Source organism: Streptomyces gossypii (assembly GCF_025165795.1).
In the GTDB taxonomy this organism is placed as follows: domain Bacteria; phylum Actinomycetota; class Actinomycetes; order Streptomycetales; family Streptomycetaceae; genus Streptomyces; species Streptomyces gossypii.
The window spans coordinates 158,585-175,036 of record NZ_JAJAGO010000013.1; the positions used below are offsets into that span (position 1 = coordinate 158,585).

The window sequence follows — 16,452 nt, forward strand, 5'->3', positions numbered from 1 at the left end:
AAGGAGAGCCCACCTGTGCAGTACTTCGATGCCGCCCAGACAGCGCGACGGCTGGACTACGAGTCCCTGATCCCGGCCCTGCGGTCCGGGATGACCGCCGACGCCGTCGTGCCGCCCCGGCAGCACTACTCCCTCGATGACGGGAAGGAGGCGACGCTGCTGGTGATGCCCGCCTGGAACCGCGAGTTCCTGGGGGTGAAGCTGGTGGACGTCTTCCCCCGCAACGCCGAGCGGGGAATGCCCGCGCTGTCCTCCGCCTACGTGCTGGCCGAAGGCGCTACGGGCACGCACCTCGCCCTCATCGACGGAGGTGAGCTGACCCGCCGGCGCACGGTCGGGACGGCCGCGCTGGGTGCTTCCCTGCTGTCACGGGAGGACTCGCGTGTCCATCTGATCGTCGGAACCGGACACATCGGCAGTGCCGTGCACGACGCCTACGCCGCCGTACGCGGCGGGATCGAGACCACGCTCGTCGCCGACCCTTACAACCCCGAGGGCGCACGGGCACTCGCCCGTGCGCTGGCCGAACGGGGAGTGAACGCCGTCGCGGCCGGCGACCTGCAAGCGGCAGCGGGCCAGGCGGACATCATCACCACCTGCACCCTCGCCCGCGAACCAGTCCTCCGCGACGCGTGGATAGCGCCAGGAACCCACCTGGACCTGATCGGCAGTTTCCGCCCGGACATGCACGAGGTCGAATCCTCACTGCTGGGCCGCTCCACCGTCTTCATCGATCACGACGCCGCTCGCACCGAAGCGGGCGAGCTCGTCTCCGGCTTCGCGGAAGGCGTACTGACCGGCGAGGACATCGCCGCGACCCTGCCTGAGCTGTGCCCGCGGACCAACCCCCGTCCTCGCGCGGATGACGAGATCACCGTTTTCAAGACGGTCGGCACCGGCCTGGCCGATCTGATCGCCGCCGTCACCGTGTACGTGAGCACCGACCCCCCTCTGGAGCGCTGATGCTGGCAAGCAAAGCTCAACCCGACCCGGGCAAGGACCCGGCCACGGATGACGACACCGGAAAGCTGTCACGTCTCGCGGTCCGGATGTCGAACTTCTCCGAACGGTGGTTCCCCGAGGCGTTCGTCTTCGCGCTGATCGCGCTGGTCGTCGTGACCGTCAGCGCTTTGGGGATCGGCGCTTCCCCCGCCACGGTCACCCGCGAGTTCGGGGACGGGTTCTGGGACCTGATCCCGTTCGCCATGCAGATGGCGTTCGTGGCGATCGGCGGCTATGTGGTGGCCACCGCGCCGGTGGCCCGCGCGCTGATCGTCCGCATCGCGTCGCTGCCCGCGAGCGGGCCAGGGGCCGTCGCGCTGATCGCGAGCGTGAGCACCGTCAGCGCACTCTTCAACTGGGGCTTCAGCCTCATCTTCTCCGGTCTCCTCGCGCGTGAGGTGGCCCGCAGGGACGAGCTGAAGGTCGACTACCGGGCAGCCGGGGCCGCGGCCTTCATGGGCATGGGCAGCGTATGGGCGCTGGGGCTCAGCTCCTCGGCCGCGCAGCTGCAGGCCAACCCCGACAGCATCCCCAGTGGCCTGATGCCCATCACCGGCGTCATCCCCTTCCGCGACACCATCTTCCTCTGGCAGTCCCTGCTGGTGGCCGCGGTCCTGATCGTCGTGGTGGTCACGGTCGCCTACTTCTCCGCGCCCCGGGGGCGGCAGGTACGCAGCGCTCGTGATCTCGGTGTCGATCTCGAGACCGGCGAGGAGCAGCTGCCGCCCCGCTCGCGGCCCGGTGACTGGCTGGAGTACAGCCCGCTGCTGACCATTCTGGTCGTGGCGATGGGTGGGGGATGGGCGGTGCAGACGTTCGCCGACGGGGACCCGATCGTGGCCATCTCCGGGCTGAACACCTACAACCTGCTGTTCCTGATGCTCGGCATGCTGCTGCACTGGAAGCCCCGCAGTTTCCTCACCGCCGTGGGCAAGGCCGTACCCTCCACCAGCGGCGTGCTGATCCAGTTCCCGATCTACGCGGCGATCGCCGCCGTCATGACCCGCGCGACCAACGCGTCGGGCAACTCGGTCGCCGACTACATCACCCAGGCCTTCACGTCGCTCTCATCCGTCGTGCCCTTCGCCCTGGTCGTCGCCGTCTACTCGGCGGTGCTCGGCTTGTTCATCCCTTCCGGAGGCGGAAAATGGCTCATCGAAGCGCCTTATGTAATGGACTCGGCGAACGAGACGGAGTCCAACCTCGGCTGGACCGTGCAGGTCTACAACGTCGCGGAGACGCTGCCGAACCTCATCAACCCCTTCTGGATGCTGCCTCTGCTCGGAATCCTGTCGCTGCGTGCACGCCACCTCATCGGGTTCACGTTCCTGCAGTTGCTGTTCATCGGACCAGTCGCGCTGGTGCTGCTGACGGTGTTCTCCTACACGCTGGGTTACACACCACCCGTCGTTCCCTGACGGAGCACGAAGCACGGAGCACGGCACAAACACAGCACAGCACAGCACAGCACGGGCATACGACGGGCCCGGTGCGCCGTCCCGCGCACCGGGCCCCGTCTGTGGCCACCGTCACCCGGAGTGGCCCCGCCCCCGGTGGCCCTGCGAGCGCACGGACCAGGCGCCGCGGCCCCTACCGCTGCTTTCGCAACAGGCCCTAGCCCTGGCGGGCGAGGTCGGCCGCGCCGACCAGCCCCGCCTCACCGCCCAGTTGAGCCGCCAGCACCTGTGCGTGCGGGCGCCACTTGCCGCCGACCAGCCAGCGCCGGAACGACTTGCGGATCGGGTCCAGGACCAGATCGCCCTCGTCCGAGACGCCGCCGCCGACGATGAAGGCGGAGGGGTCGAAGAGCGAGGCCAGATCGGCCAGACCGGCACCCGCCCAGCGCGCGAGCTCGCGGAAGGCGTCGACGGAGACCGGGTCGCCCTGCCGTGCCGCCTGGCTGATGTGCCGCCCCTGGATGCCCGGCGTGGTGCCGTCACCGAGGGCCAGCAGGATCTCCGCGTTCTCCGGCGTGGCGGCGGCGCGTTGCTGTGCGTACCGGACGAGGGCGCGGCCGGAGGCGTACTGCTCCCAGCACCCCTGGCTCCCGCAACCGCACAGCAGGCCGTCCGGTACCACCCGGATGTGGCCGAACTCCGCCGCGACGCCGAAGCGACCGCGATGCAGCTTGCCGCCGATGACGATGCCGCCGCCGAGGCCGGTGCCGAGGGTGATGCACACGACGTCGTCGTGGCCCTGGCCCGCGCCGAAGCGGTACTCGCCCCAGGCCGCCGCGTTCGCGTCGTTCTCCACGACGACCGGAAGTCCGACGCGCTGCTCGACCTTGTCCTTCAGCGCCTCGTGACGCCAGGCGATGTTGGGGGCGAAGAGGACGGTGGCACGCTTGTCGTCGACATATCCGGCGGCTCCGATGCCGACGGCCTCCACCGGGTGCTGGGCGCTGACCGTACGAACCGCCTCCGCGAGGGCGTCGACAACGCCCTCCGGGGTGGGCGGGGTCGGCACCTTGCTCGTCTCCAGGATCGTGCCGGCCTCGTCGACCACCCCGGCCGCGATCTTGGTGCCACCGATGTCGACGCCGATGGTGAGTCCCATATGTCCCTCAGTTTTCGGTCGATCCCCGCTGCGCACGAGGGTACCGGAGGGGAACGGCGGCCACGGCTAACGACCTCGGCCCGCCGCGGGGCTCAGTCCAGATCGATGCGCTCGGGCCCCTGCGGCCCTTCGTCGTCGCCGTCCCGGCGCTTGTCCGAGCCGTCCGGGCGCTTGTCGGAGGGCATTTCGGCGTCCTCGGGCCGTACCGACCCCGTCCAGCGGCGCTCCTCGCCCTGCACGGCGGAGCGGTAGGCGGCGAGCAGCTCGCCTCCCGCAGCGGCGAGATGGTCGAAGAACTGCGGATTGCGCTCGACGACCGGCTCCACGACGGACCGGGCCTGTGCGATGAACTGCCGCGCGGCACCCTGCACGGCCGCCTGCCCGGCCGGACCGGCCAGCGGCTTGCCGAGCTGACCCACCTTGTCGGCGACGGTGTCGGCGAGCCGCCGCAGTTCGTCGGCGGCGCTGACCGGCTGCGGTCCGTAGGCCGCGCGGCGGCGGGCCTTCTCCGCGGCGAGGTCCTCTTCACAGGCCGTCGCCCAGGCGTCGGGATCTGTGTCGGCCGCGGGCTGCTCAGCTGCGGCATCGCTCATGGCGGGCTCCTGGAGGAGAGGGGCTTTCTCACGACGGTACCCGAACGGCGCTCGACGGGGGAGGCCGCTACGACGGCCACAGGCCCGGCTCGGGGGCGAACCGCACCCGCAGCACGCCCTCCGCCAGCGCGGCGCCCACGACGCGGCACCGGCGCAGCGCGGAGGGCAGCGGAAGCAGCCGGCGGTACGGGCCGACGCCGACGATCAACTCGTCCCCGCGCCGCACCAGCTCCAGGGTCTCGCGCGCCGCACCGGGCAGCGGCAGCAGCCAGTGCAGCAGACCGTCCTCGGCGATCTGGTCGGTGACCTCACCGAGGACGGCACCGCCCGGAAGCGGTCGCACGACGGGGCCGGGCGGCACGGCAGGAGCGGATGGCTCGGCCGGGGCCGCCGGTCCGCACGGGCCGTACGGGAGGTCCGGCGGCGGGGCGAGCAGCGCCAGGTCGGCGGGCCCTCGCGGATCGCGGCCCAGGTGCGGCAGTTCGCACAGCGCCGCGCCGTACGCCGCCCCGTCCGCCGCGCGCAGGTCCTTCAGCACGGACTGCTGCTGGCCGGAGAGGCCGGCCAGCCAGTCGTCGGTGGAGCCGGTGGGCAGCACGCGGTTCGCGAGGACCGCGTCCACGCGCAGCCCGTAGAGCGCGCACCCCGCCCGCGCGGCGCGTACGGCGTCCGGGGCGCCCGATCCGGGCTCGGTGACCAGCCGTACGGAGGTGCCCGGCGCGCCGATCACCCGCTGCGCCCGCGCCAGTTCGGCATCCCACCGGGCGGCCGTGGCGTAGAGCACCTGCGCGGGTATGGGCACGCCCGCGAGCTGCGCAAGCAAGGGCCGCAGCGCCCGCGCGGCCTGCTTCTCCGGCGGCAGCAGACGCCGCAGATATCTGCGCAGCTGCTCGGGGAGCGCGAGCAGGCCGAGCGCCTGCCGGACCGGTGGCAGGTCCGCGACGACGAGGTCCCATGGCGCGCCGAGCGGGGAGCGGGCGGCGTGCGCGGCGCCGTCCAAGCGGTCCCCGCACAGGGCGCGCAGCAGGGCGAATGCCTCGGCTCCCGGCAGCGGGGTCAGCTCGTCGGCGTCCAGCGGTTCCGCGCCGGTGAGTTCCAGGGCCGCGCGTCCGCGCTCCTGCAGTTGGGTCACCTGGGCGCGGAACTCCTCGTCCGCGTCGGCCCGGGTCACCCACAGGCCCCCGGCTCCCGCCACGGGAACGCGGGAAGTCCCGGCCGGATCGAGCGGTGTTCCGAGCACGGCCTCCAGCACGCTTCGGGGCTCCGCGCTCAGCAGCAGCACCCGTGACCCCTGCCGGGCGGCGGCGAGCGCGGTCGCGGCCGCCACCGTCGTACGGCCCGCGCCGCCCGAGCCCGTGACGAGCAGGGTGCGGGTGCCGGGACCGGCGGCGGTGCCGGTGTCGGCTTCGTCGTTCACCCCGGTCAGGACTTGCCGCCCTCCGCGGCGCCCGGCGCTTCGGCGGGGCCGCCCGACTCGACGCGCTTCTTCAGACCGTCCAGCGCGCGGTCGATGATGACCTTCTCCGCCTTGCGCTTGATCATCCCGAGCATCGGCATCTTGACGTCGACGGTCAGCTGGTAGGTCACCTCGGTACGGGCGCCCCCGGAGACCGGTGCCAGCAGATAGGAACCGTCCAGGGCACGCAGCATCTGCGACTTCACCAGCGACCAGCGCACCTCGCGCTCGCCCACCCACTCGTACGCCAGGGTGTGCTCGTCCTTGATCGCGCCCGCGTCCAGCAGCAGCCGGACCTGTTCCGCGCGGCCCGCGGGGTCGGAGCTGAGGATCTCCGCCTCCTTCACCTCACCCGTCCAGTCCGGGTAGCGGGCGAAGTCGGAGATCACCCCCATGACATCCGTGGGTGCCGCCTCGATGGTGATGCTTGAGCTCGTGTGTTCCGCCATCGACGTGGCTCCTCCGCTTACCCCGTTGCCGCTGTTGCCGCAGCCGCTGTCGCCGAACTGCTGCCGTCTGCGCTGGAAGGCTACCGCGCGGCGCGGCGCGAGCCGTCACCACTCCAGGACCCAGGGCTTGCCGGTCGCGTTGAAGTGCCCGACGTTCACGCACTCCGTGGTGCCGATGCGCATCCTCCGTGCGAGCGGCTGGTGGACGTGGCCGAAGAGGTGGTATCGGGGGCGGGCCGCGTGTATCGCCTCCAGCAGCGCCGTGCTGCCGCGCTCGAAGCGCCGGGCGACGGTGTCGTAGCACAGCTCCGGCACCTCGGGCGGTATGTGCGAGCAGAGGACGTCGATTTCGCCCAGTGCCGCGATCTTCGCCGCGTACGTCTCCTCGTCGATCTCGAACGGGGTGCGCATCGGAGTCGGCAGGCCGCCTCCCACGAAGCCGAAGCGGAGCCCGCCGATCTCGGCCGTCTCGCCGTCCAGGACGGTGGTGCCCGGCCTGGCGTACTCCGGCCACAGGGAAGGCATGTCGACATTGCCGTAGGTGGCGTAGGTCGGCGTGGGGAAGGCGGCGAAGAGTTCGGCGTACTGGCTGCGCACCGCTTCCTCGGTGGCTGCCTGGCGGTCCACCGTCGCCCACAGCCGTGCGGACAGCTCGCGGGACTCGGTGAAGCGCCGCGCGTCCCGCAGCGCGACGATCCGGTCGGCGTTCTCGACGCCGAAGAGCTCCGGGAAGATACCGCGGGAGTGGTCGGCGTAGTCGAGGAACAGGATGAGGTCGCCGAGGCATACCAGGGCGTCCGCGCCGTCCCCCGCCTGTGCGAGATCCTCACTGTTGCCGTGCACGTCACTCACCACATGGACTCGCATGGCCATACCCTAAGGGCTGTCCCGTGATCCCTGGCGGGCGCACGACGACAGCTGCGGCACCTCGCTGCGTTGCCGGAACGCCCGGGATACGCCCGGTATGAGGAAGCCCCTCCGCCTTGCGAAGCACCGCATCTGACGCCGCGCGCTGATCCACCAGGGATTACGGGACAGCCCTCAGGGCCTGGTGTGACGCAGCGAACATCTGGCCGTCACCCCCTATCCCGCGGGCTTTACCAATGGGTAACGTCCGGGCCGTCATCTTTGAGGGTTCCTGCCCGGGATCCTGGACCGAGCCGCCGGAGGGCACCCCGCCCGGCCCCCGTTCGGCGCCGACGAGGAGCAGCAGTTGCGCGAGTTCAGTCTTCCGGCACTCTATGAGGTTCCCGCGGACGGAAACCTCACCGACCTCATCCGCCGCAACGCCGCGCTCCATCCCGAGGTAGCCGTCATCGCCCGCAAGCGCGCCGGAGACTGGGAGGACGTCACGGCCGCCGCGTTCCTGGAGGAGGTCCGCACAGCCGCCAAGGGCCTGCTCGCGGCCGGGGTGCGGGCGGGCGACCGCGTGGTGCTGATGTCCCGCACGCGCTATGAGTGGACGCTTCTCGACTTCGCGATCTGGAGCGCGGGCGCGATCACCGTCCCGGTGTACGAGACCAGCTCGCCGGAGCAGATCGCCTGGATCCTCAGCGACTCGGGCGCGGTCGCCTGCCTGCTCGAGACAGAGGCGCACAGCGGGGCACTGGAGTCCGTACGCGACGGGCTGCCGGAGCTCTCCCACGTATGGCAAATCGATCCTTCACCGGCCGGACCGGGTGCCCTCGCCGAGCTGGCCGCCGCGGGCGCGGGGATCACCGACGCGGAGGTGGACACCCGCAGTTCGGTCGCCGACGCCGACTCACCGGCCACCATCGTCTACACCTCGGGCACCACCGGCCGCCCCAAGGGCTGCGTGCTCACCCACCGCAGCTTCTTCGCCGAGTGCGGCAACGTGGTGGAGCGGCTGGGCCCGCTCTTCCGTACGGGCGAGGCCTCGGTGCTGCTCTTCCTCCCCGTCGCCCACGTCTTCGGACGGCTGGTACAGGTAGCCGCCGTGATGGCGCCGATCAAGCTGGGCCACGTGTCCGATGTCAAGACCCTCACCGACGAGCTGGCCTCCTTCCGGCCGACGCTGCTCCTGGGGGTGCCCCGGGTCTTCGAGAAGGTCTACAACGCGGCGCGTGCCCAGGCGAGTGCCGGGGGCAAGGGCCGGATCTTCGACAAGGCCGCCGACACGGCAATCGCGTACAGCCGCGCGCTGGAGCACCCCTCCGGCCCGTCCCTGGCACTGCGGCTCCGGCACCGGGTCTTCGACCGGCTGGTCTACGGGAAACTGCGCGGGGTCCTCGGCGGCCGGGCCACCCACGCGATCTCCGGTGGCGCTCCGCTGGGCGAGCGCCTCGGCCACTTCTACCGGGGCATCGGTTTCACCGTGCTGGAGGGCTATGGCCTCAGCGAGTCCTGTGCCGCGACGGCCTTCAACCCCAGTGACCGGCCCAAGATCGGCACGGTCGGCCAGCCGCTGCCCGGCTCGACGATCCGGATCGCCGACGACGGCGAGGTGCTGCTGCATGGCGAGCACCTCTTCACCGGCTACTGGAACAACGAGCAGGCGACCAGCGAGGCCCTGGCGGACGGCTGGTTCCGCACCGGTGACCTCGGCTCGCTCGACGCGGAAGGCTACCTCTCCCTCACCGGGCGCAAGAAGGAGATCCTGGTCACGGCGGGCGGCAAGAATGTCGCCCCGGCGGTCATCGAGGACCGGATCCGGGCGCACGCGCTGGTCGCCGAGTGCATGGTCGTCGGCGACGGCCGCCCGTTCATCGGCGCACTGCTCACGGTGGACGCGGAGTTCCTGCCCCGCTGGGCCTCCGGGCACGGCAAGGAGGGCCTCAGCCACCCGGAGCTGCTCGCCGACCCGGAGCTGCTGGCCGAGCTGCAGGGCGCGGTCGACCACGGGAACGCGGCGGTCTCCAAGGCGGAGTCGGTGCGGAAGTTCCGGGTCCTCCCCACACAGTTCAGCGAGGATTCCGGCCATGTCACGCCGTCGCTGAAGCTCAGGCGAAACGTGGTCGCCAAGGACTTCGCCGACGAGATCGAGTCACTCTACGAGCGCTGAGCGGGGCACTGCGGGCGCTGCGGGCGCTCCGGGCGCTGCGAGGCGTTGCGAGCGCGGTGCGCGAGCGCCGGAGTGCGCCGGGTGAGGCGCTACGCCCTGCAACCGGCCCTTCACGTCTCATCCATCGGTACGCCGGGTGATCCCGCCCGATGACCACGTAATCTGGGCTGTGTGACTGCCAACGCCAATGCCCCCAAAAACGGTGCCCATTCCTGGAGAGACCTGCCCGCCGCGCAGCAGCCCGACTGGCCGGACGGCGAGGCGCTGAGCGAGGTGATTGCCGAGCTCGAGTCCTATCCGCCGCTCGTCTTCGCCGGCGAGTGCGACCTCCTGAAGGACCGCCTGGCCGCTGTGGCCAGGGGCGACGCGTTCCTGCTCCAGGGCGGTGACTGCGCCGAGGCGTTCGACGCCGTCTCCGCGGAGCACATCCGGAACAAACTCAAGACGCTGCTGCAGATGGGAGCAGTGCTGACCTACGCGGGCTCCGTCCCGGTGGTGAAGGTCGGCCGGATCGCAGGGCAGTACAGCAAGCCCCGCTCCAAGCCGATGGAGACGCGGGACGGCGTGACGCTGCCCGTCTACCGGGGCGACTCGGTCAACGGCTTCGAGTTCACCCCGGAGACCCGGCGGCCAGACCCGCAGCGGCTCAAGCGGATGTACCACGCCTCGGCGTCCACGCTGAACCTGGTGCGCGCCTTCACCACCGGCGGCTACGCCGACCTGCGCCAGGTGCACGCCTGGAACCAGGACTTCGTGCGCAGCTCCCCGTCCGGCCAGCGGTACGAGGCGCTGGCGCGGGAGATCGACCAGGCCATGAAGTTCATGCACGCCTGCGGCACGGACCCGGAGGAGCTGAAGACCGTCGAGTTCTACGCCTCGCACGAGGCGCTGCTGCTCGACTACGAGGGCCCGCTGACGCGTACGGACTCCCGTAGCGGCGCCCTGTACGACGTGTCCGCGCACATGCTGTGGATCGGTGAGCGGACCAGGCAGCTGGACGGGGCGCACATCGAGTTCGCCTCCAGGGTGCGCAACCCGATCGGGGTGAAGCTCGGGCCGACGACGACGCCGGAGGAGGCTCTGACGCTGGTCGAGAGGCTCGACCCGGAGCGGGAGCCGGGCCGACTCACCTTCATCACCCGGATGGGAGCGGACAAGGTCCGCGACCGGCTGCCCACGCTGGTGGAGAAGGTCACCGCCTCCGGAGCCCAGGTCGCCTGGGTGTGCGACCCGATGCACGGCAACACCTTCGAGGCGGCCAGCGGGCACAAGACCCGGCGCTTCGACGACGTGCTGGACGAGGTCAAGGGCTTCTTCGAGGTGCACAAGGCGCTGGGCACGCACCCGGGCGGCATCCATGTGGAGCTGACCGGCGACGACGTGACCGAGTGCGTCGGCGGCGGCGACGAGATCTTCGTGGACGATCTGCACCAGCGGTACGAGACGGCCTGCGACCCGAGGCTCAACCGGAGCCAGTCGCTCGACCTGGCCTTCCTGGTGGCGGAGATGTACCGCGACCAGTGAGCGCGGATCGCGGCCGTCGCTGTGATGCGGGTCCCCTGCCCCTCGGGTGGACGCCACCCGAGGGGTAAGGTTAGGGTTACCAAACTCAATGAGTCGTGACTCTGATCTGCCCGACCGCGCCCGTGCCGGAGGTGAACCGCGTGTACGTCTGCTCGTGCTTCGGCATCACCGAGGAACAGGTCCGCGAGCACGCGAATGCCGGGGCCTGCACCCCGCGCCAGGTGGCTTCCGCCAGCAAGGCAGGCACCGACTGCGGCTCCTGCGTCCGCCGGATACAGGGCCTGCTCGGCAGGGGCACCTGCCCCCGCCGTGCCGTCCTCGAGCAGGACGGCACCGGCGAGGCGGCACCGGCGTCCATGCCGGCGCCGGGCACCCCGGCCCCGGCCCCCGCCGCGGTTGCGGTTGCGGCTACGAGTCGGGCTGCTTGACCAACTGGGCGATGTAACGCGGCTCGCCGAGCTTCTCGACAAGTCCGAGCTGCGTTTCCAGATAGTCGATGTGGTGCTCCTCGTCCGCGAGGATCTCCTCGAAGAGGTTGGCCGAGGTGATGTCGCCCTTGGCGCGCATGACCTCCACACCGCGGCGCAGTCGGTCGACCGCTTCCACCTCGATCTGCAGGTCCGCCTGGAACATCTCAGTGAGGGTCTGCCCCACCCGCACGTGGAAGAGGCGCTGGTAATTGGGCAGGCCCTCCAGGAAGAGAATGCGGTCGGTCAGTTTCTCCGCGTGCCGCATCTCGTCGAAGGATTCGGCCCTGGTGTACTCCGCCAGTTTCGGCCAGCCGAAGTTCTCCTGCATCTTTGCATGCAGGAAATACTGGTTGATCGCCGTCAGCTCGGCGGTCAACTGCTCGTTGAGGAATTCGATGACCTCGGGGTCGCCCTGCATGGCAGCGGCTCCTTCCAAGCGATGTCGACGGGTTGCGCGCATCTTCGCACCATGACCCTGACCCGTCCAGTAAGTAGAGCCTTGCCTGATTTGGGAGATTGGCGCAGTCCGGGCTTGTGCGATATTGCCCAGATCTAAGGATTGTGTAGGTTCTGGGCGGGGGGCGGTCGGGCGCCGGGGCGGCCGTCTGTCACCATGGAGTCATGGGTCAGCCGGAAAGCCGCGAATCGGAGCAGACGCAGCTTCCGCCAGGTCAACGACTTCAGCGCGGATGGCCGGTTACCCACTATGGGCCGGTGCCGAAATTCAGACCCGAGCGCTGGGAGTTCCGGGTTTTCGGGGCCACCGCCGACGGCGACAAGCATTGCTGGTCACACGAGGAGTTCTCCGCCCTGCCCTACGACACGGTGGTGGCGGATATGCACTGTGTGACGAAGTTCAGCATGGTCGGGGCGGAGTGGGGCGGCGTGCGCACCCGTACGCTCATGGAGCTCGCACCGCCCGCGCCGGAGGTCACGCATGTCATGGTCTGGGCGGAGTACGGGTTCAGTTCGAACATGCGGCTCGCCGACTTCACCGACGACCGCGCACTCTTCGCCACCCACCGTGCGGGTGAGCCGCTGACGGCCGAGCACGGATTCCCGGTGCGGCTGGTCGTACCGCATCTGTACGCCTGGAAGGGTCCGAAGTGGGTCCGGGGTGTTGAGTACATGGCGGCCGACCGGCGGGGCTTCTGGGAGGAGCGGGGGTACCACAACGTCGGCGACCCCTGGGAGGAGCAGCGCTACTCCTACCAGGAGGAGCCGGGGGAGGGCCCCGAGCTGTAGCGCGTGCGGCACATGCGCTGTGTGCCGGTGCCGTGTGGTGCCGGTGGCTGTGCTCACCTGGCCGAGCTCACCCCTTCGGGCGCAGCTCCTTCAGCCGGGCGATGTCCGCCGCGTGCACCGCCGCGCCGCCGGGCGTCTCGACGACGAGCGGCACCCCGGCCGTCGCCGGATGCCGCAGCAGCTCCTCGAACGGCCCGGCGCCGATATGGCCGGAGCCGATGTTCTCGTGGCGGTCCTTGTGCGCGCCCGCGACGTCCTTGGAGTCGTTCGCGTGGATCAGCTTCAGCCGCCCGGGGCCGGTGGCCTCCACCAGCGCGTCGAGAGTCTCCTTGACGCCGCCGGGCGCGGCCAGATCGTGGCCCGCCGCATAGGCGTGGCAGGTGTCCAGGCAGACGCCGAGCCGCGGATGGCGCTCCAGCGCGTCGAAGTAGGGGCCGAGCTCCTGGACTTGGGAGCAGATCGAGGTGCCCTGCCCGGCCGTCGGTTCGAGCAGCAGCCAGGGGTCGTCGTCGTGGGTCAGTTCGGCCAGCAGCGGCAGCGTGCGCTCGCGGATCTGCGCCAGCGCCTCCGCGCGCGGACGTCCGCCGGTCGCGGAGCCAGTGTGCACGACGACGCCGCGCGCGCCGATCACACGCCCTCGCCGCAGTGAATGGCGCAGTGAGGAGACGGAATTTTCGACGGTCTCCCTGGTGTGTGAACCCAGATTGATCAGATAGGGCGCATGGACGAATACCGGAATCCGCTGTGCGTCACAGACGGTCCGGAATTCCTCGTCCTGTGCCGGGTCCCCGGGAGGTGCGGCCCAGCCGCGCGGATTGGCGACGAACACCTGTACCGCTTCCGCACCGATTTCCGCTGCCCGGGAAAGGCCGATGGCGGCCAGGCCCCCGGCTACGGGGACGTGACCGCCAATGGCGTTGCGCTCCTGTGGTGTGCTCACTCGGTCAGTATGCCGAGTCCACGTTGTCCATCGAACCGTAGCGGTCGGCCGCGTAGTTGCAGGCGGCGACGATGTTCGCGACGGGGTCGGTGAGGGACTTGGGGGTGCCCTTCACGTGGTAGGCGTCGAACGTCGGCTGGATCACCTGGAGCAGGCCCTTGGACGGGATGCCGTTCTGGGCGTTGATGTCCCAGTTGTTGACGGCGTTCGGGTCGCCCGCGGACTCCCGGATGATGTTGCGGTGGATGCCCTCGTACGAGCCGGGGATGCCCTTTTCCTTCATGATCGCCCGGGCCTCGCGGATCCAGCCGTCCAGCGAGTTGGAGTAGGTGGGCTTCGCCGCGGCGGACTTGGCGCCCGACCGGTCGGCCGAGCGGCTGGCGGCCTCGTCAGCGCGGGTCTTCTCGGCCTTCGCCTGCTGTGCGGCGTCCTTCTTCTTCTCGGCGGCCTGCTCCGCGGCCTTCTTCTTCTCCGCGGCCTGCTTCTTCTCCTCGGCGGCCTTCTTCTTCGCGGCCGCCTCCTCCTGCACCCGCTGCTGTACCGCATCGACCTGCTGGGCGATGCCGCCCTTCTGCGCTGCCTCGGGGTGCTCGGCCTGGCCGGTGAACGCGACCGGCTGAGCGGTCGCGGTGGTGGCGGTGCTCTGGCTGTCATCGCCGTCGTCGGCGGATCCGGGTACGACGGTAAGGCTGAGAGCTGCGGCTCCAGCAAGGAGACCAACGGCCGAATACCTGGTGGCCTTGGTCATGCGGGTGTAGCGGGGAATGTTGAGCATGGTGCGAGCGGGCCTTTCGGTTGCTTGTGTCGCGTGCAGCCGGCGGACGGGCGATCGGGGCCGCGTTCTGTTTCGCGGCACCATGCGACGAGAGCAATTGTTAAAGCCCGCAAATTCTCAGATCAACAATGTGACGTACTATCCGCTTTCGTGCGGAGACAAATGATCATTGCCCGAAATGCCGGTCACGCCCGCTCGTGTCCGTGCAAGCGGCAACTAGGCCGGTTCGTAAGTGATGTACGTCCTATGCGCGGGCTCACAGTGGCCGAGGGCACCGCTCACAGGCGGGTGCCCTCGGGTGACGGTATGCGACCGACCGCACGGCAGGGTCGGGACCGGGCGGTGCCGGTTTCCGATCACTGCACCCAGATGGTGACCTCGGACCCGCGGGCTGCCTCGTCGCCGCTGTCCGGGGACTGGTTGAAGACCTTGTCCCGGATGAACAGCGTGTTCACGTTCACGGTGAAGCCCGCGCCCTCCAGGGCTTCGCGCGCGTCGCTCTCGCTCATGCCCTCGACGTCCGGCACCTCGACCATGTCCGGGCCCTTGGACACCGTGAGCGTGACGGTGTCGCCCTTGGCGGCGATGGCGCCCTGACCGGGGGACTGCTTGGCGATGTCCCCCTCGTCCTCGTCGGAGAAGACCCGCTGCTGGGCGATGCGCACCTTGAGGCCCACCTCCTCGAGGTCCTCCCGTGCCGAGGCCTCGTCCTCCCCGGTGACGTCCGGGATCCCGATCTCGCGGCCCTTGGAGACCGTGAGAGCGACCGCCGCACCGGGGCGCTTCTCGGCCCCCGCCTTCGGATCGGTACGGATCACCGAGCCCTGCGCCGTCTCGGGGTCGAATTCGCGCTTGATCAGACCGGGCTTCAGCCCGTCGTCCTTGAGCTGAGCCTTCGCGTCGGAGAGCGGCTTGCCGGAGAGGTCGGGCACCTTGACGATGTCCGGGCCGCGCGAGACCACGATGGTCACCGTGCCGTTGCCGCGGACCCGCTCGCCGGGCTTCGGGTCGCTCTTCACGACGTGGCCACGTTCGATCGCCTCGCTGTGCGCCCGCTCGACCCGCACGTCGAGCCCCTTCTCCTCGAGGGCGTCACGGGCCTTTGACTCCGTCATGTCGAGCACGGCCGGGGTCTGCGTGAACTGGCCCGAGTTGATGTACCAGATCCCGGTGCCCAGCAGCAGGACCAGCACCACGCCCAGCAGGGCGAGCATTGCGGGCTTCGGGCGGCGTCTGCCCGCCCGGCCCGGCGCGCCGGGCCCCGGCGGCGGCACGGCCGGGGGCTCGGCGGGCGGCGAGGCCAGCCGGGTGGTGTGATGAACGCCATTGGTCTCGGGTCCGTATCCGGCGTCGCCTGGGACCGTCGCCAGGTCGTCCTGGTGCACGGAGTCGGCAAGCTCGGCCGAACCGGTGGTGTCCTCGAAGCCCGGGTCCGGAGCGGCAGGCGCCGTGGAAAGGCCGAAGGAACGGGGGATGACGCTCGTGAGGTGCTCGGCCCCGGGCTCGTCCGCCTCGTTCGCCTGCGGCGGGACGGCGTCCAGCTGCTCGTCGGTGAGGGCGGCGCGTGCCGCGCGGACCTCGGAGAGCAGCGCGACGGCGTCCTCGGGGCGCTGCTCCGGATCACGGGCGGCGGCGCGGGCGACCAGTCCGTCCAGCGCGGCGGCCAGGCCGGGGACCGCGGCGGAGGGCGCCGGGACATCTTCGTGCAGATGCTTGTACAGCACCTGGGCGGGCGTGCTGCCGGAGTGCGGCTTCCCGCCCGTGAGCATCTCGTGCAGCATCACGCCGCACGCGTACAGATCCGTACGCGGATCGGCCTGGCCGTGCTCGATCTGCTCCGGGGCGAGATAGGAGACCGTGCCGAGGATGGAGTCGGTGGTGGCGGAGGTCTGGCCGTCCACGGTGCGCACGAGACCGAAGTCGGCGACCTTCACCCGGCCGTCGTCGCCGATCAGGACGTTCTCCGGCTTCATGTCCCGGTGCACCAGACCCGCGCGGTGCGCGGCACCGAGGGCGGCCAGTATCGGCTCCAGTACGTCCAGGGCGGCGCGCGGCTGGAGCGCGCGGCGGTCGCGCAGGACGTCACGGAGCGTGCAGCCCGCGACGTACTCCATCGCCAGGTAGACATAGGTGCCGTCGGTGCCCTGGTCGAAGACGCCGACCACGTTCGGGTGCGCGAGCCGGGCGACGGACTTGGCCTCCCGGATGAAGCGGTCGACGAAGAGGCGGTCGGCGGCGAGTGAGGGATGCATCACCTTCAGCGCGAGCACCCGGTCCAGCCGGGTGTCCAGCGCCCGGTACACCGTGGCCATCCCGCCGACGGCGATGCGCGCGTCGACGCGGTAGCGCCCGTCGAGTACCTGGCCCTGAATCGGGTCATGAAGGGTTGCATCCACGGCGCAGAGTCTACGAGGCACCCC

General features: G+C 70.4%; 15 protein-coding genes. 6 read left to right on the top strand and 9 right to left on the bottom strand.

Features of this window, described 5'->3' with window-relative positions:
- The first annotated feature begins 15 nt into the window (after positions 1-15).
- The gene (lhpI, locus tag LHJ74_RS26190; protein ID WP_260220700.1) at positions 16-963 is read left to right on the top strand and encodes a bifunctional Delta(1)-pyrroline-2-carboxylate/Delta(1)-piperideine-2-carboxylate reductase; all 948 of its coding nucleotides are present in this window, start codon (positions 16-18) and stop codon (positions 961-963) included.
- On the top strand, positions 963-2,420 hold the full coding sequence (locus tag LHJ74_RS26195; protein ID WP_260220701.1) for a short-chain fatty acid transporter: 1,458 nt from the start codon (positions 963-965) through the stop codon (positions 2,418-2,420). The genes lhpI and LHJ74_RS26195 overlap by 1 nt, the downstream gene beginning before the upstream one ends.
- 196 nt (positions 2,421-2,616) lie before the next feature.
- Here LHJ74_RS26195 and LHJ74_RS26200 read toward each other — a convergent pair whose 3' ends face one another.
- From LHJ74_RS26200 to LHJ74_RS26220, 5 genes are all read right to left on the bottom strand, one after another.
- Positions 2,617-3,558 carry an ROK family glucokinase gene (locus tag LHJ74_RS26200; protein WP_260220702.1) on the bottom strand — a complete coding sequence of 314 codons (942 nt, stop codon included), beginning with the start codon at positions 3,556-3,558 and terminating at the stop codon, positions 2,617-2,619.
- 92 nt (positions 3,559-3,650) lie between these two features.
- Complete coding sequence (locus tag LHJ74_RS26205) at positions 3,651-4,151, bottom strand: DUF5304 family protein (protein ID WP_260220703.1); 501 nt, start codon at positions 4,149-4,151, stop codon at positions 3,651-3,653.
- A 67-nt stretch (positions 4,152-4,218) separates the two neighbouring features.
- Positions 4,219-5,568 (bottom strand): ArsA family ATPase, encoded by a 1,350-nt coding sequence (locus LHJ74_RS26210; protein ID WP_260220704.1) that lies wholly within the window; start codon positions 5,566-5,568, stop codon positions 4,219-4,221.
- A 5-nt stretch (positions 5,569-5,573) separates the two neighbouring features.
- Entirely contained in the window at positions 5,574-6,056 is a 483-nt protein-coding gene (locus tag LHJ74_RS26215; RefSeq protein WP_260220705.1) for an SRPBCC family protein, read from the bottom strand.
- A 105-nt stretch (positions 6,057-6,161) separates the two neighbouring features.
- Entirely contained in the window at positions 6,162-6,923 is a 762-nt protein-coding gene (locus LHJ74_RS26220) for a metallophosphoesterase family protein (RefSeq protein WP_260220706.1), read from the bottom strand.
- Between the two features lie 346 nt (positions 6,924-7,269).
- On the opposite strand from LHJ74_RS26220, the gene LHJ74_RS26225 reads away from it, so the two are divergent.
- The 3 genes from LHJ74_RS26225 to LHJ74_RS26235 all read left to right on the top strand — a co-directional run bounded on the left by LHJ74_RS26225 (position 7,270) and on the right by LHJ74_RS26235 (position 11,030).
- Positions 7,270-9,078 carry an AMP-dependent synthetase/ligase gene (locus LHJ74_RS26225; protein WP_260220707.1) on the top strand — a complete coding sequence of 603 codons (1,809 nt, stop codon included), beginning with the start codon at positions 7,270-7,272 and terminating at the stop codon, positions 9,076-9,078.
- A gap of 171 nt (positions 9,079-9,249) precedes the next feature.
- Positions 9,250-10,602, top strand: coding sequence for a class II 3-deoxy-7-phosphoheptulonate synthase (locus LHJ74_RS26230; RefSeq protein WP_260220708.1), 1,353 nt, complete (start codon positions 9,250-9,252; stop codon positions 10,600-10,602).
- Between the two features lie 140 nt (positions 10,603-10,742).
- A complete protein-coding gene (locus LHJ74_RS26235; RefSeq protein WP_260220785.1) occupies positions 10,743-11,030 on the top strand; it encodes a (2Fe-2S)-binding protein in 288 nt (95 codons plus the stop codon).
- On the opposite strand, the gene bfr is transcribed toward LHJ74_RS26235, so the two are convergent.
- Positions 11,011-11,490, bottom strand: a complete 480-nt coding sequence (gene bfr, locus LHJ74_RS26240; RefSeq protein ID WP_260220709.1) for a bacterioferritin — start codon at positions 11,488-11,490, stop codon at positions 11,011-11,013. The genes LHJ74_RS26235 and bfr overlap by 20 nt on opposite strands.
- Before the next feature lie 203 nt (positions 11,491-11,693).
- On the opposite strand from bfr, the gene LHJ74_RS26245 reads away from it, so the two are divergent.
- The gene (locus tag LHJ74_RS26245; RefSeq protein ID WP_260220710.1) at positions 11,694-12,317 is read left to right on the top strand and encodes a sulfite oxidase-like oxidoreductase; all 624 of its coding nucleotides are present in this window, start codon (positions 11,694-11,696) and stop codon (positions 12,315-12,317) included.
- Between the two features lie 67 nt (positions 12,318-12,384).
- On the opposite strand, the gene LHJ74_RS26250 is transcribed toward LHJ74_RS26245, so the two are convergent.
- The 3 genes from LHJ74_RS26250 to pknB form a co-directional block, all read right to left on the bottom strand.
- A complete protein-coding gene (locus LHJ74_RS26250) occupies positions 12,385-13,257 on the bottom strand; it encodes a deoxyribonuclease IV (protein ID WP_260220711.1) in 873 nt (290 codons plus the stop codon).
- A gap of 4 nt (positions 13,258-13,261) precedes the next feature.
- A complete protein-coding gene (locus LHJ74_RS26255) occupies positions 13,262-14,032 on the bottom strand; it encodes a transglycosylase SLT domain-containing protein (RefSeq protein ID WP_260220714.1) in 771 nt (256 codons plus the stop codon).
- Between the two features lie 356 nt (positions 14,033-14,388).
- Positions 14,389-16,428, bottom strand: a complete 2,040-nt coding sequence (gene pknB, locus LHJ74_RS26260) for a Stk1 family PASTA domain-containing Ser/Thr kinase (RefSeq protein ID WP_260220716.1) — start codon at positions 16,426-16,428, stop codon at positions 14,389-14,391.
- Positions 16,429-16,452 lie beyond the last annotated feature (24 nt).

Coding starts and splice junctions, on each gene's coding strand:
- LHJ74_RS26195 (WP_260220701.1), top strand. CDS start 963: ATGCTGGCAAGCAAAGCTCAACCCGACCCGGGCAAGGACCCGGCCACG.
- LHJ74_RS26200 (WP_260220702.1), bottom strand. CDS start 3,558: ATGGGACTCACCATCGGCGTCGACATCGGTGGCACCAAGATCGCGGCC.
- LHJ74_RS26205 (WP_260220703.1), bottom strand. CDS start 4,151: ATGAGCGATGCCGCAGCTGAGCAGCCCGCGGCCGACACAGATCCCGAC.
- LHJ74_RS26215 (WP_260220705.1), bottom strand. CDS start 6,056: ATGGCGGAACACACGAGCTCAAGCATCACCATCGAGGCGGCACCCACG.
- LHJ74_RS26220 (WP_260220706.1), bottom strand. CDS start 6,923: ATGCGAGTCCATGTGGTGAGTGACGTGCACGGCAACAGTGAGGATCTC.
- bfr (WP_260220709.1), bottom strand. CDS start 11,490: ATGCAGGGCGACCCCGAGGTCATCGAATTCCTCAACGAGCAGTTGACC.
- LHJ74_RS26245 (WP_260220710.1), top strand. CDS start 11,694: ATGGGTCAGCCGGAAAGCCGCGAATCGGAGCAGACGCAGCTTCCGCCA.
- LHJ74_RS26255 (WP_260220714.1), bottom strand. CDS start 14,032: ATGCTCAACATTCCCCGCTACACCCGCATGACCAAGGCCACCAGGTAT.